Source organism: Pseudomonas sp. MYb2, assembly GCF_002979955.1.
Classification (GTDB): Bacteria; Pseudomonadota; Gammaproteobacteria; order Pseudomonadales; family Pseudomonadaceae; genus Aquipseudomonas.
This window is the reverse complement of the sequence record NZ_PCQC01000004.1, coordinates 275,988-288,540: the sequence shown is the minus strand read 5'-3', so window position 1 is coordinate 288,540 and position 12,553 is coordinate 275,988. Positions and strand designations below refer to the sequence as shown.

Genomic DNA, 12,553 nt, shown 5'->3' with positions numbered 1-12,553 from the left:
CATGAACGCCCCCCGCACACCCAAACCTGCGCGCAAGAAGCCTGACTCCGCGACCCCGGCCAAAGCCGTTGCACCGCGCGAAAAGGCCAGCCTGCACCCGCGCAATCGCCATCAGGGTCGTTATGACTTCCCGGCGCTGATCAAGACCACGCCGGAACTGGCGAAGTTTGTGATCACCAACCCGTACGGCAAGGAAAGCATCGACTTCGCCAGCCCCGATGCGGTGCGCGTGTTCAATCGGGCGCTGCTCAAGTCGTTTTATGGTATCCAGCATTGGGACATCCCGGCGGATTACCTCTGCCCGCCTGTGCCGGGCCGTGCCGATTACGTGCACTTCCTCGCGGATTTGCTGGCGAGCATGAACGACGGCAAGGTCCCGCGCGGCGCCATCGTCAACGTGCTGGACATCGGCATGGGCGCCAACTGCGTGTATCCGCTGATCGGTAACAGCGAATACCGCTGGCACTTCCTCGGTTCGGAAATTGATCCGACGGCCGTGGCTGCCGCCCGAGCCATCGTTCAGTCCAACGACCTGAACAAGGTGATCCAGCTGCGCCAGCAGGAAAACCGCAAGCACATCCTGATCGGTCTGCTGGAACCTGGCGAGCGCTTTGACCTGACCATGTGCAACCCGCCGTTCCACGCTTCGATGGACGAAGCGACCAAGGGCAGCGAGCGCAAATGGCGCGCACTGGGCAAGGCTGATCCGAAACGTAAACTGCCGGTGCTGAACTTCGGCGGGCAGTCGGCGGAGTTGTGGTGTGAAGGCGGGGAAGCGCGTTTCGTAACGCAACTGATCGCCGAAAGCGCGAACTTCCAGCACAAAGTGTTGTGGTTCAGCACGCTGGTCTCGAAAGCCTCGAACCTGCCCGCCATTGAAACTGCGCTGAAGAAGGCTGGCGTACTGGAAAGCCAGGTCGTAGAGATGTCGCAGGGGCAGAAGCAGAGCCGCTTCGTGGCGTGGACGTTCCAGACCAAGTCCGAGCAGCAGATCTGGCGCCGCGAGCGCTGGACGCGCTGACACCTGCGTCGTTGCCCCCTGTAGGAGCTGCGGCACGCTGCGATCTTTTTTGATCTTGACCCTGAAGAGCCAGATCAAAAGATCGCAGCCTCGTTTCACTCCACAGCTCCTACAGGCGGCGTAACGCCTCGCCAAATCGCAGACACAAAAAAACCGTGCCCGGATCACTCCGGAGCACGGTTTTTTATTGCTGCGTCTTACTTGTTCACAGCGTCGGTCAGGCCTTTGGCCACAACCAGCTTGATCACTTTCTTCGCAGGGATTTCGATGGCAGCGCCAGTCGAAGGGTTACGGCCAGTGCGGGCAGGACGCTCGGTCACTTTCAGCTTGCCGATACCTGGCAAGGTGATTTCGCCGCCGTTTTCCAGCTGATCGGCAACGATTTGGCCCAGTTGGTCCAGAGCGTTACGCGCGGTGGTTTTCGGCGCGTCGATAGCTTCAGCGATGTCGGCGATCAGTTGGTCTTTAGTAAGAGCCATGTAGTGTTCCTTCCCTATCAAATTCATATGGATTGCAGAGTGCAGTGTCAGCCATCGAGCCCGATCTTCTGGATCTGGCACCCTCGGCGATAACCACGACGAGTCGGGTTATAGATGCCGAAATCAGGGTTTGGTTCGACCTGACAAATGCTGATTGCACGCTTAACGCAGTGACTTCGCGTAAGACCGGGCAAAACTAGCACAGAGACGGGGAAATATCCGCCTCTAGCTACCCATTTGGTCAGCTTTATTGCTCTAAATCGGTAAAAAACTGCATAAGCCCGGCAGCACGACCCGGTTTTGCCCTACAACCCCCCGTTTATACTGCCGTCGACACAGTTTCCCGGTTATGCAGGAGCTGCCGAAGGCTGCGATCTTTTGATTTGGCTTTTGAAAAAAACAAGATCAAAAGATCGCAGCCTTCGGCGGCTCCTACAGAGAGTCTCGACCGGAGATTCGGGTACACTTAGCGCTTTTTCGGGGGAGCCTGCCCTCCTCCCTTCCAACAGCCGAGAAGCCCATGCCGATCCGTCATTGCATCGTCCACCTGATCGACAAAAAACCCGACGGCACGCCCGCAGTTCTGCACGCCCGTGACACGGAACTGGCCGAGTCTGCAGCCATCGAGAACATGCTCGCCGACCTCAACGAGAGCTATAACGCCAAACAGGGCAAAGCCTGGGGTCTGTTCCATCCGGAATCCGGTGCGTTCCCGTTCAGTGGCTGGCTGAAGGAATACATGGAAGGCGGCAAGGACTTCACCGCGTTCAGCAAAGTCGCGGTCGAGCATTTGCAAAAGCTGATGGAAGAATCGAACCTGTCGGTCGGCGGCCACGTGCTGTTCGCCCACTATCAGCAAGGCATGACCGATTACCTGGCGATCGCCCTGCTGCACCACAGCGAAGGCGTGGCGGTGACCGATGAGCTGGACGTGACCCCGTCGCGCCACCTCGACCTCGGTCAGTTGCACTTGGCGGCGCGCATCAACGTCTCCGAGTGGCAGAACAACAAGCAGTCCAAGCAGTACATCTCGTTCATCAAGGGCAAGAACGGCAAGAAGGTTTCGGAATACTTCCGTGACTTCATCGGTTGCCAGGAAGGCGTCGACGGCCCGGGCGAGACGCGCACGCTGCTCAAGGCCTTCAGCGACTTCGTCGAGAGCGAGGACTTGCCGGAAGAATCCGCCCGCGAGAAGACCAAGACCCTGGTCGATTACGCCAGCAGCCAGGCCAAACTCGGCGAACCAATGGGCCTGGAAGAACTCTCCGAGCTGATCGACGAAGAGCGCCCGAAAGCCTTCTACGATCACATCCGCAACAAGGATTACGGCCTGTCGCCAGAGATTCCGGCGGACAAACGCACCTTGAATCAATTCCGCCGCTTCACTGGCCGTGCCGAGGGCCTGTCGATCAGTTTTGAAGCGCACCTGCTGGGCTCGAAGATCGAGTACGACGAAGAAGCCGGCACCTTGGTGATCAAGGGCCTGCCGACCTCGCTCACCGATCAGCTGAAGCGCCGTAACTGATGCTCGGCAATGTGCTGAAGAAGGTTGCGCTGGTTCTGCTGGTGGTCGTGGTTTATCAGAACTGGGGCAAGATCGAGCGGGTGTTCAACCCTTCGCAAATGGTTGCAGAGCAAACGCGCGCGCAAGCCAATGTCGTGCTCTACGCCACCGACTGGTGCGGCTACTGCAAGCAGACCAAACGCTTTCTCGACAGCAAGGGAATTCCCTTCAAGGAGTTCGATATCGAGAAGGATGCCGAGGCGCGCAAGGCGTATGAGGCATTGGGTGGACGCGGGATTCCGTTGATTGATGTCAACGGCACGTTGATTCGCGGATTCGACCCGGACGAAATCCTCGCCGCCCTGAAATAACCTGTAGGAGTGAGCCTGCTCGCGATAGCGGTGTGTCAGTCGATAAATCCGCCGATTGACACACCGCTATCGCGAGCAGGCTCACTCCTACAAAGTTTTGCTACAGACTTGAGAGATCAGCGTGCTTCGATGCGGAAACCAAAGCGCGGGAAGTGCACATGCACCACGCCGCCACGCTCGTCTTCGCGACGAATGATCAACTCTTCGCTACCGGCAAACAACAACTCACCCACCACCGGATCAACCCCGTAATCCGTCGCCGAGATTGCCACCTGCTGGCCAGCCTTGAAGCCGTTCGGGTCAACGAACTGCTCGTTCGGCAAATCTGCCGGCGTCGCATTGCGCGCCACTTCCAGTGCTTCCTCAGAGGTCATCGCGCTCGCCGCGCCATGGCCAAAGCCCAGCACTCGACCCAACCACGCCGAAACGGCCGGATACTCATCCACCAGCGGCGCCGTGACGTGAGTCGCCTTGAGGAACCACATTGGATGCGCCAGTGCGAAGTCGGCAATCGACGGCTCACCGAACAGGAAGTCACCCTGCTCGCGCTGCAATTGCTGCTCCAGCCGCGCCATGATCGTCGGCCACTGATGCTTGGCCTGTTCGGCGGATAAACGCGTGGCACTGCCACCCGAGAACAGACCTGCACGGTCGGCGATAAACGCCTTGATCGCTTCCGGTGGCAGCTTGGCGAAACGCACAGCCACCGATTCCGGCTGGAATACCAGACTTACGGCATGCTGGAACACCACCGAATCAACCCAGGTGGCGAAACTCGCGGTGGTCATTTCCTGACCTTCAGGAAAGAAGCTCGGCAGGGCTTTTTCCTGCTCCAATCGACGGGCGATCAGCGAAGTGTCGCAATAGATGTCTGCGCCGATTTGCAGCACCGGAGTCTTGCGATAACCGCCGGTCAGGGCGGTCAGATCAGGTTTCGGCATCACCGGCGAGATATGCACCGAGCGCCACGACAAGCCTTTGAAGCCCAGCAGCAGGCGGGCCTTCTCGGCAAATGGAGAGGTCGGGTAATGATGCAGAATCAACTCGGACATGCTCGGCTCCGCCGCTCAGATAGTGAGCTGGCAGCTTAGCGTGCATTTGCTTAGCAGCCTACAGATCTGGCTGATGGGAACCAATCAGTCAGATTGATAAGACGCGACCAGACATTCCTTGGCACTCTTGCGCAACTTTTTGATCAGCCGTTCCTGGCGCAACGCATCACTTTTGTCGCGGCACAGTTCAGTGTAAACCAATGCCATGGCCGGGCTGGAGAGGAAGAACCGTGCGCCTTTGCCACTTTGATGCTTGGCGAAACGACGCACCGGATCGTCGCTGATCCCGCAATACAACGAACCATTGGCAGCGCGAACGAGGTAGACGAACCAGGATTTGCTCACCGGCTCGGCAACATCGACAGATTTTTCGCTAAGGCTGGTCACTTCGGGATCAGAACGTGTAGGAAACAGGCGGCGATCTTATCAGCGACTGGCCTGAAATGCCCTCAGTCCCTTCAACGCCTGCGCTCGCACGGCATTGCGTACCAGCGGCGTCCAGCCGAGCAGCAAGCCTTTGAACCCCAGTGCCTGACGGGACCAGCGCCACAGATCGAAGTGGTCGTGATGCTCGCAGATCTTGCCGTCACGGAAGACGAAACGCGCCTGGATATCGTTGATGACGATGTTGCCGGTCTGGCTGAACAGGTAAGTCGCGACCCAATGCGCTCCGCCGCTGCGCTCGTCGGCGCGGACGTTGTCGAAGGTCAGCGAGAAATCCCTGGCCCGAGTGGTAAGCATGCGCCACATGTCGCCGGCATCGCGCCCGCGCAGTTCGCCAAAGGCCGGGTCGCTGAACACCACGTCGTCGGTATAGCACGCGGCCATGGCCTCGGCATCCAGACGCTGGAAGGCTTCGTAGAAGCGGGTGATCAACTCGGCGTGGACTTCACTCATGGGCAATCTCCAGATAGGTACAGATTGCCAGCACGATAATCTGCAATGGGCGGAAACACTATCGGCATTCGCCCACCGAATACGGCAACACACAAAACTCCTGTAGGAGCTGCGGCACGCTGCGATCTTTTGATGTTGATTTACCAAGGATAAAATTCAAAAGATCGCAGCGTGCCGCAGCTCCTACAGGGGTCAGATTCTTTCGCTCTGCACTTGCACGTACAGCGCACGCCCGGCTCCGAGGCCGGCGAGGATCGCACCTGTGCCAATGATGCCGAAGATCCAGCCCACCGCGTTCCAGCCGCCGGTCCAGTCATGCACCACGCCGACCGCGAACGGCCCCATCGACGCCAGCGTGTAACCGAAGCCCTGAGACATGCTCGACAGGTTCGCCGCAACATGGGAATCGCGTGAGCGCAACACGATCAGGGTCAATGCCAGACTGAACGTACCGCCCTGCCCCAGACCCAGCAGAATCGCCCAGCCCCACAAACCTTCGATCGGCGCATAGAGACAGCCGAACAGGCCACCGAGGGTCAACGCCATGACCACGACAATCGCCAGACGCTGATCCTTGCCACGGGTCGCCAGCCACGGCGCCGCCAGCGAACTGGCGAGCTGGATAATCACCGAACCGGACAACACCAGACCTGCCTGAGTCGGCGTCAATCCACGACCGATGAGGATCGACGGCAACCAGCCGAACACGATGTACGCCAGCGACGATTGCAGGCCCATGTACAAGGTCACCTGCCAGGCCAGCGGATCACGCAGCAAACCGCGCACGCGATAGGCGACATTGTGTGCGCCGTGTTTCTGGCCGACCTGCGGCAGCCAGAACAACGCCGCCACCAGCGCCGGGATGACCCAGAAGCCCAGGCCAATTGTCCAGTCGCCGCCAAAATGCTCGCTTAGAGGCACGCTCGTGCCCGCCGCCATTGCCGCGCCCAGGCACAGGGCCATGGTGTAGACGCCGGTCATGGTGCCGGCGTGTTTGGCGAAGTCGCGTTTGACGATGCCCGGCAGCAATACGCCGACGATGCCGATACTCGCGCCGCCCAGTACGCTGCCGGCGAACAGACCGATTTCACCAAAGCTGCTGCGCAAAATGATGCCGCCGGCCAGTGTCAGCAGAATCCCCAACACCACACGTTCAGCACCGAAACGCCGCGCCAGAATCGGCGCCAGCGGTGCGAACAAACCGAGGCACAGCACCGGCAGCGTGGTCAGCAATCCTGCCTGAGCCGCCGACAGACCGAGGCTTTTCGACACGTCGCTGAGCAGCGGCGCCATGCTCGACAGGGCCGGACGCAGGTTCAACGCGACCAGAATCAAGCCGAGCAGCAACAGCCAGGGCCGGCGCACCAGCGGATGGCTTTGTTGCACTTGCTCGTCATCGGCCTCGGCATCGATCAGCAGCTCTTCAAGCTCCGTTGTGCGTTTGGGGGTTGTGGATATCTCACTGCGGGACATGGATTTCTCGGTTTCAAGGTTCATTGATCAACTGCCTCGACAAGGCTTTGGCCCGTTCCGGGTCGCGTTGTTCGACCGCATCGAGCAACGCGATGTGCAGGTCGAACACTTCCTGACGGCGCGGGACGATGTTCAGGGTCTGGCGCAATTGCGCGCCGACGATGCTGGAGAAATAGCGATACAGCTCGCTGAGGGTCGGGTTGTGCGCGGCGTCGACCAGCCGGCGGTGGAACACCAGATCACAGGCAATGTAGGTGTCGAGGTCGCCATGGTAGTGACTGCCGCTGGTGCCAAGGGCCTCGCGCAATGCAGCGAGGTCTTCATCGGTGCGGCGCAATGCCGCCAAACCGATGGCTTCGACTTCGAGGATGTGCCGGGTTTCACGCGCCTGATCCAGCGAGCAGCGCGACAGCGCCTTCAGCGTGTCGAGCGGATCGACCAGCGCGCGCAAATAACTGCCGTCGCCCTGACGAATCTCGATCAGCCCGGAAAACGCCAGCACACGCATGGCTTCACGCACGGTGTTGCGGCTGATGCCCAGTTCGGCGCACAGCTCGGGTTCGGTCGGCAGACGCTCGCCGACTTGCCAGGTACCGCTGTTGATGCGCTGACGAAGTTGATCCAAGGCCTGATCGACCAGGGATCGTTTGATGAGTGGAGAAATGTCTGACATAGGATTCGCCCTTTCATCCAATCATAGGATGAATTTTCTGACATGTTAGTCAGGAGAGCCGTAGTAGGCAACCGGTCATTGCCGCACAGGGAAAAACCGAAAAACCTACTTCATGGGTGCCCCAATTCCCTCGCACGCAGCGCGATTTCTCACATGGCAAACAGAAGGTCCCTACATACCTTCAACGGCACGGGATTTCAGACTTCGGAAACTGAATGGCGAGCGTATCCGCTTGCCTGTCATCCAAAGGGAATGAATAAAACTCATGGTAAAAGTCAATTTCGGCCAACAACACAGTCTGCCGCTGATCCTGGAAAAGGACCGACAACTGCTCGCTGTCCGCAGTCATGCCGGGCAATCGCTGAGCCGGGTTCTTTGCGGTGAAACCGCCTGCACCGCACTGCACGGCAGCGAACTGTTGCTGCAGGTCGAGGACGCTGATGTCCAGGTGTTCAAACTGGCAAAGGATGCGGACATTTCAGATACGAAGCGAATACTTCGCGAACTGCCCGACGTGCGCTTCGCCGGCAGCGTGTTGGTGGACCCTCACAGCCGGGAGCCGGTGCTGTATACCGAGAACATTTTCCTCAAGTTTATGGACTCGCTCTCCGCCACACAGTGCCTGGCCGTACTCATTGAACTGGGTCTGAGGATCAAACAGAAGGTGCCCTACGCTCTCAATGCTTTTTTCGTACATAACCCGGATCTCCAGGGGATCGATGTGTGCACTCGCGCCACTGAATGGCTGAAACGAGAAGACGTCGAATATTGCCACCCGGAAATGCTGCGTCCGGCGCAGCGCCGAGCGATTCATCCCAATCAGTGGCATCTGAAAAAAACCACCGTGACCTATCAGGCTGAAATCGACGCCAGCGCCAATGTCGAAGCTGCGCACGGACTGGCGCAAGGTGAAGGCATCGTGATCGCCGTCATTGATGATGCATTTGATATCGATCATCCCGAGTTCGCCGGGGAAGGCAAAATCGTCGCAGCGATGAACTTTGACCGACGCGATGCCAAGCAGGGACCGCGCCCGGGCAACACTCTCCAGCGCCATGGCACTGCCGCCGCAGGCATCGCTTGCGCCAATGGTTACGCAGGTGCCAGTGGCGTGGCCCCGCGCGCCAACCTTATGCCACTAAAACTCAATAAACCCTTGGGCTCGCGCGCAGAAGCCGACGCTTTTTTCTGGGCTGCCGATCAGGGCGCCGACATCATTTCCTGCAGTTGGGGCCCTGCCGAGGGACATTGGGCCGACCCCACCGATCCTCGGCACACCAGCGTGTTCCCGCTGTCTGCCAGCACTCGGTTAGCCATCAAATTCGCGGCGACTCAAGGGCGCAACGGCAAAGGCTGTGTAATCTTTTTCGGTGCCGGCAACGGCAATGAATCAGCGGATAACGACGGCTATTCGAGTCATCCCGAGGTGATTGCCGTGGCCGCTTGCAACGACCAGAATCGACGCAGTGCATATAGCGATTACGGCAAGGCCGTCTGGTGTTGCTTTCCCAGCGGGGATCAACCGCATCCCGATCCGAAATTCAAACCTGCGACCTCGATCGCGCAAACACGCGGTATCCGGACGACGGACCTGAGCACAAAGTTTGCGGCGGCTATCCTGCCCGCCTACACCGACACATTTAGCGGCACGTCCAGCGCCTGCCCAGGCGCAGCAGGCGTCGCCGCCCTGGTGCTGGGAGTCAATCCGAAGCTGAGCCGAGTCGCCGTACGGCAGATTCTCGCCGATTGCTGCGACAAGATCGGTCACCCTGACGATGGTGCACTCGGCGAATACGACGCCAATGGCCACAGCCACTACTACGGACACGGACGAATAAATGCGCTGCGCGCGGTGCAGTTGGCATTCGAGCGAGATGACAGCCCTGGCTGATCCGCGCACATAAAAAAGCCCCGCCAACGAATTAGCGGGGCTTACCCTGACGCGCGTTCAGGCGATCAATGCAAAATCTGACTCAAGAACAACTTCGTCCGCTCATTCTGCGGATTATCGAAGAAGTCATTCGGCGCCGCCTGTTCAACGATCTCACCCTTGTCCATGAAGATCACGCGGTTGGCCACGGTGCGGGCAAAGCCCATTTCGTGGGTTACGCAGAGCATGGTCATGCCGTCTTCAGCCAGACCGATCATGGTGTCCAGAACCTCTTTCACCATCTCCGGATCAAGCGCTGAAGTCGGTTCATCGAACAGCATGATTTTCGGTTTCATGCACAGCGCGCGGGCGATCGCCACACGCTGCTGCTGACCACCGGACAGTTGCCCCGGAAACTTGTGCGCCTGCTCCGGAATGCGTACGCGTTCCAGGTAATGCATGGCAATTTCCTCGGCCTTGCGCTTGGGCATCTTGCGTACCCACATCGGCGCCAGGGTGCAGTTCTGCAAAATGGTCAGGTGCGGGAACAGGTTGAAGTGCTGGAACACCATGCCGACTTCGCGGCGGATCGCTTCGATCTGCTTGAGGTCGTTGGTCAGTTCCACGCCGTCGACGACGATGCGGCCCTGCTGATGTTCTTCCAGACGATTGAGGCAACGGATCGTCGTCGATTTGCCCGAACCCGAGGGGCCGCACAGGACGATACGCTCGCCCTGTTTGACGTTGAGGTTGATGTCTTTGAGCACGTGGAACTGGCCGTACCACTTGTTGACACCCTGCATCTGAATAATGCCTTCAGGACCTGCAGGCTTTTTGATTGCTTCACTCATTTACACAACTCCTAACGCTTGTGGCCAGTGTCGAGCTTGCGTTCCAGATGCATGGAATAGCGCGACATACCAAAACAGAAAATCCAGAACACCAGGGCGGCGAACACGTAGCCTTCGGTGGCCATGCCCAGCCATTTCGGATCGGCAGCGGCTTGCTTGACGCTGTTGAGCAGGTCAAAGAGGCCGATGATGATCACCAGACTGGTGTCCTTGAACAGCGCAATGAAGGTGTTGACGATGCCGGGGATCACCAGCTTCAGGGCTTGCGGCAGAATCACCAGGCCCATCGAACGCCAGTAACCGAGGCCCATCGCCGCAGCCGCTTCGTACTGACCTTTGGGGATCGCTTGCAGACCGCCGCGCACCACCTCAGCCACATAGGCCGACTGGAACAGGATCACGCCGATCAGCGCCCGTAGCAGTTTGTCGAAGTTCATGCCCTCAGGCAGGAACAACGGCAGCATCACCGAAGACATGAACAGCACGGTGATCAACGGCACGCCGCGCCAGAACTCGATGAAGGTCACGCAGACCACACGAATCGCCGGCATGTTCGAGCGTCGCCCCAGCGCCAGCACAATCCCCAACGGCAAGGCACCGGCGATGCCGACGGTGGCGATCACCAGGGTCAGCATCAGGCCGCCCCACTGGCTGGTCGCCACGTTGGTCAGACCGAACCCGCCATGCAGCAAGGTGAAGGCAATGATCGGGTACAGCACCAGAAAGCTCAGCCCGTAGATCGCTTTGTGCGGCACACGCGCGATGAACAATGGCGCCGCGCCGATCACCGCCAGCCACACGGTCAGGTCGACGCGCCAGCGCAGTTCCGGCGGGTAGTAGCCGTACATGAACTGGCCGAAACGCTGCTGAATGAACACCCAGCAGGCGCCGTCCTTGGTGCAGTCGGCGCGAGTGGTACCGACCCAGTTGGCATCAATGATTGCCCAACTGAGGATCGGTGGCACGACGAGGTAGATCAGGTAGAACGCAAACAGGGTCAGCAGGGTGTTGAGCCAGCTGGAGAACATGTTCGCGCGCATCCACGCCACCACGCCGATGCTGCTGTTGGGTGGAGGCATGTCGGGTCTGAAAGTATGAGTACTCATGCGCTTTTCCTTACCGCTCGATCAGCGCAATGCGCTTGTTGTACCAGTTCATCAGCAGAGAAATGCTGATACTGATCGCCAGGTACACGCTCATGGTGATGGCAATCACCTCGATCGCCTGACCGGTCTGGTTAAGCACCGTGCCGGCGAACAGCGAGACCATTTCCGGGTAACCGATACCGGCGGCCAGCGAAGAGTTTTTCGCCAGGTTGAGGTATTGGCTGGTCAGCGGCGGAATGATCACGCGCAAGGCTTGTGGAATGATCACCTTGCGCAGGGTCGGGCCGTTGCGCAGGCCGAGCGAACGCGCCGCTTCGGTCTGACCATGGCTGACCGACTTGATCCCGGAACGCACGATCTCGGCAATGAACGCCGCGGTGTATACGGTCAGGGCCAGAGTCAAGGCGAGCAATTCCGGGATCAGCACCCAGCCGCCGACAAAGTTGAAGCCTTTGAGCTCAGGCATTTCCCAGTGCAACGGGGCACCGAAGATCAGTGCGCACAGGGTCGGGATCACTAGCAGAATCGCCAGACCAACCCAGAACTTGTGGAACGGCACGCCGGTTTCTTCAAAGCGCTTGTTCGCCCAGCGTGTCATCAGCACGATGCCGACAATGGCCACCACGATACTGATCACGAACGCCCAGAAACCGTCGGCGGCCAGCGCGGCCGGCATGTTCAGGCCACGGCTGCTGACGAAGAAGGTGTCACCGAAGTTATGGCTGTTGCGCGGCCCAGGCATGGTCAGGAACACCGCGAAGTACCAGAACAGAATCTGCAACAGTGGCGGAATGTTGCGGAAAACTTCCACGTACACCGTCGCCAGCTTGCTGATGATCCAGTTCTGCGACAGGCGCGCCACACCGATGATGAAACCGAGGATCGTCGCCAGGATCACGCCGATGACGGTCACCAGCAGGGTATTGAGCAGACCGATGACAAAGACGCGGGCATAGCTGTCCGCTTCGGTGTAGTCGATCAGGTGTTGAGCGATGCCGAAGCCGGCACTGCGCTCAAGAAAGCTGAAGCCGGAAGTGATGCCCCGGTGCTGCAGGTTGGTTTGGGTGTTGTCGAACAGGTACCAGCCCATCGAGACCACCGCGACAACGGTGATGATCTGGAATAGCCACGCACGCACTCGTGGATCGCTGAGGCTGAGCCTCTGCTTTGGTGCGCCGATTGAATTTTGCATGAAGTGCCCCGCAAGAAATGGAACAGAACATCACCCGGCGGTTGGCCCGCCGGGTGATAGAACC

The 12,553-nt window shown here is 59.1% G+C and carries 13 protein-coding genes; 4 read left to right on the top strand and 9 right to left on the bottom strand.

The genetic code is table 11. The annotated features are described in order from the left end of the window. Position 1: 1 nt before the first annotated feature. Complete coding sequence (gene rlmF, locus CQ009_RS08695; protein ID WP_105705622.1) at positions 2 to 1,021, top strand: 23S rRNA (adenine(1618)-N(6))-methyltransferase RlmF; 1,020 nt, start codon at positions 2 to 4, stop codon at positions 1,019 to 1,021. Positions 1,022 to 1,218: 197 nt separating this feature from the next. Here the strand turns inward: rlmF and CQ009_RS08690 are convergent, their stop codons facing one another. After that, on the bottom strand, positions 1,219 to 1,500 hold the full coding sequence (locus CQ009_RS08690; protein WP_003221909.1) for an HU family DNA-binding protein: 282 nt from the start codon (positions 1,498 to 1,500) through the stop codon (positions 1,219 to 1,221). Positions 1,501 to 2,020: 520 nt separating this feature from the next. Here CQ009_RS08690 and yejK point away from each other — a divergent pair. Further along, positions 2,021 to 3,025, top strand: a complete 1,005-nt coding sequence (yejK, locus tag CQ009_RS08685) for a nucleoid-associated protein YejK (RefSeq protein ID WP_007909053.1) — start codon at positions 2,021 to 2,023, stop codon at positions 3,023 to 3,025. Continuing rightward, positions 3,025 to 3,375, top strand: a complete 351-nt coding sequence (locus CQ009_RS08680; protein ID WP_034154584.1) for a glutaredoxin family protein — start codon at positions 3,025 to 3,027, stop codon at positions 3,373 to 3,375. Before yejK ends, CQ009_RS08680 begins: the two co-directional genes overlap by 1 nt. A 116-nt stretch (positions 3,376 to 3,491) precedes the next feature. Here the strand turns inward: CQ009_RS08680 and CQ009_RS08675 are convergent, their stop codons facing one another. From CQ009_RS08675 to CQ009_RS08655, 5 genes are all read right to left on the bottom strand, one after another. After that, the gene (locus tag CQ009_RS08675; protein ID WP_105705619.1) at positions 3,492 to 4,427 is read right to left on the bottom strand and encodes a glutathione S-transferase family protein; all 936 of its coding nucleotides are present in this window, start codon (positions 4,425 to 4,427) and stop codon (positions 3,492 to 3,494) included. Positions 4,428 to 4,511: 84 nt separating this feature from the next. Then, a complete protein-coding gene (locus CQ009_RS08670; RefSeq protein WP_008083651.1) occupies positions 4,512 to 4,814 on the bottom strand; it encodes a GIY-YIG nuclease family protein in 303 nt (100 codons plus the stop codon). Positions 4,815 to 4,853: 39 nt separating this feature from the next. Continuing rightward, a complete protein-coding gene (locus tag CQ009_RS08665) occupies positions 4,854 to 5,324 on the bottom strand; it encodes a nuclear transport factor 2 family protein (RefSeq protein ID WP_105705617.1) in 471 nt (156 codons plus the stop codon). 192 nt (positions 5,325 to 5,516) lie between these two features. Beyond that, positions 5,517 to 6,821 (bottom strand): CynX/NimT family MFS transporter, encoded by a 1,305-nt coding sequence (locus CQ009_RS08660; RefSeq protein ID WP_064393287.1) that lies wholly within the window; start codon positions 6,819 to 6,821, stop codon positions 5,517 to 5,519. Further along, positions 6,811 to 7,470, bottom strand: coding sequence for a FadR/GntR family transcriptional regulator (locus CQ009_RS08655; RefSeq protein WP_105705615.1), 660 nt, complete (start codon positions 7,468 to 7,470; stop codon positions 6,811 to 6,813). The genes CQ009_RS08660 and CQ009_RS08655 overlap by 11 nt, the downstream gene beginning before the upstream one ends. Positions 7,471 to 7,735: 265 nt before the next feature. Here CQ009_RS08655 and CQ009_RS08650 point away from each other — a divergent pair, with 265 nt between their 5' ends. Next, positions 7,736 to 9,361, top strand: a complete 1,626-nt coding sequence (locus CQ009_RS08650) for a S8 family serine peptidase (protein WP_105705613.1) — start codon at positions 7,736 to 7,738, stop codon at positions 9,359 to 9,361. 65 nt (positions 9,362 to 9,426) lie between these two features. Here CQ009_RS08650 and CQ009_RS08645 read toward each other — a convergent pair whose 3' ends face one another. Genes CQ009_RS08645 through CQ009_RS08635 form a run of 3 tightly spaced genes read right to left on the bottom strand, consistent with a single transcriptional unit; the run spans position 9,427 to position 12,489 of the window. Next, on the bottom strand, positions 9,427 to 10,191 hold the full coding sequence (locus tag CQ009_RS08645; RefSeq protein WP_038357653.1) for an amino acid ABC transporter ATP-binding protein: 765 nt from the start codon (positions 10,189 to 10,191) through the stop codon (positions 9,427 to 9,429). 11 nt (positions 10,192 to 10,202) lie between these two features. Next, positions 10,203 to 11,297: an amino acid ABC transporter permease gene (locus CQ009_RS08640; protein ID WP_105705611.1), complete on the bottom strand. Its 1,095-nt coding sequence runs from the start codon at positions 11,295 to 11,297 to the stop codon at positions 10,203 to 10,205. Between the two features lie 10 nt (positions 11,298 to 11,307). Then, positions 11,308 to 12,489, bottom strand: a complete 1,182-nt coding sequence (locus CQ009_RS08635) for an amino acid ABC transporter permease (RefSeq protein ID WP_064393292.1) — start codon at positions 12,487 to 12,489, stop codon at positions 11,308 to 11,310. Positions 12,490 to 12,553: the final 64 nt, after the last annotated feature.

What these genes read in the sequence shown, in the direction of transcription:
- CQ009_RS08690 (WP_003221909.1), bottom strand. Translation starts at nt 1,500, where the DNA reads ATGGCTCTTACTAAAGACCAACTGATCGCCGACATCGCTGAAGCTATC.
- CQ009_RS08675 (WP_105705619.1), bottom strand. Translation starts at nt 4,427, where the DNA reads ATGTCCGAGTTGATTCTGCATCATTACCCGACCTCTCCATTTGCCGAG.
- CQ009_RS08640 (WP_105705611.1), bottom strand. Translation starts at nt 11,297, where the DNA reads ATGAGTACTCATACTTTCAGACCCGACATGCCTCCACCCAACAGCAGC.
- rlmF (WP_105705622.1), top strand. Translation starts at nt 2, where the DNA reads ATGAACGCCCCCCGCACACCCAAACCTGCGCGCAAGAAGCCTGACTCC.
- CQ009_RS08680 (WP_034154584.1), top strand. Translation starts at nt 3,025, where the DNA reads ATGCTCGGCAATGTGCTGAAGAAGGTTGCGCTGGTTCTGCTGGTGGTC.
- CQ009_RS08635 (WP_064393292.1), bottom strand. Translation starts at nt 12,489, where the DNA reads ATGCAAAATTCAATCGGCGCACCAAAGCAGAGGCTCAGCCTCAGCGAT.
- yejK (WP_007909053.1), top strand. Translation starts at nt 2,021, where the DNA reads ATGCCGATCCGTCATTGCATCGTCCACCTGATCGACAAAAAACCCGAC.
- CQ009_RS08655 (WP_105705615.1), bottom strand. Translation starts at nt 7,470, where the DNA reads ATGTCAGACATTTCTCCACTCATCAAACGATCCCTGGTCGATCAGGCC.
- CQ009_RS08645 (WP_038357653.1), bottom strand. Translation starts at nt 10,191, where the DNA reads ATGAGTGAAGCAATCAAAAAGCCTGCAGGTCCTGAAGGCATTATTCAG.
- CQ009_RS08660 (WP_064393287.1), bottom strand. Translation starts at nt 6,821, where the DNA reads ATGAACCTTGAAACCGAGAAATCCATGTCCCGCAGTGAGATATCCACA.
- CQ009_RS08665 (WP_105705617.1), bottom strand. Translation starts at nt 5,324, where the DNA reads ATGAGTGAAGTCCACGCCGAGTTGATCACCCGCTTCTACGAAGCCTTC.
- CQ009_RS08650 (WP_105705613.1), top strand. Translation starts at nt 7,736, where the DNA reads ATGGTAAAAGTCAATTTCGGCCAACAACACAGTCTGCCGCTGATCCTG.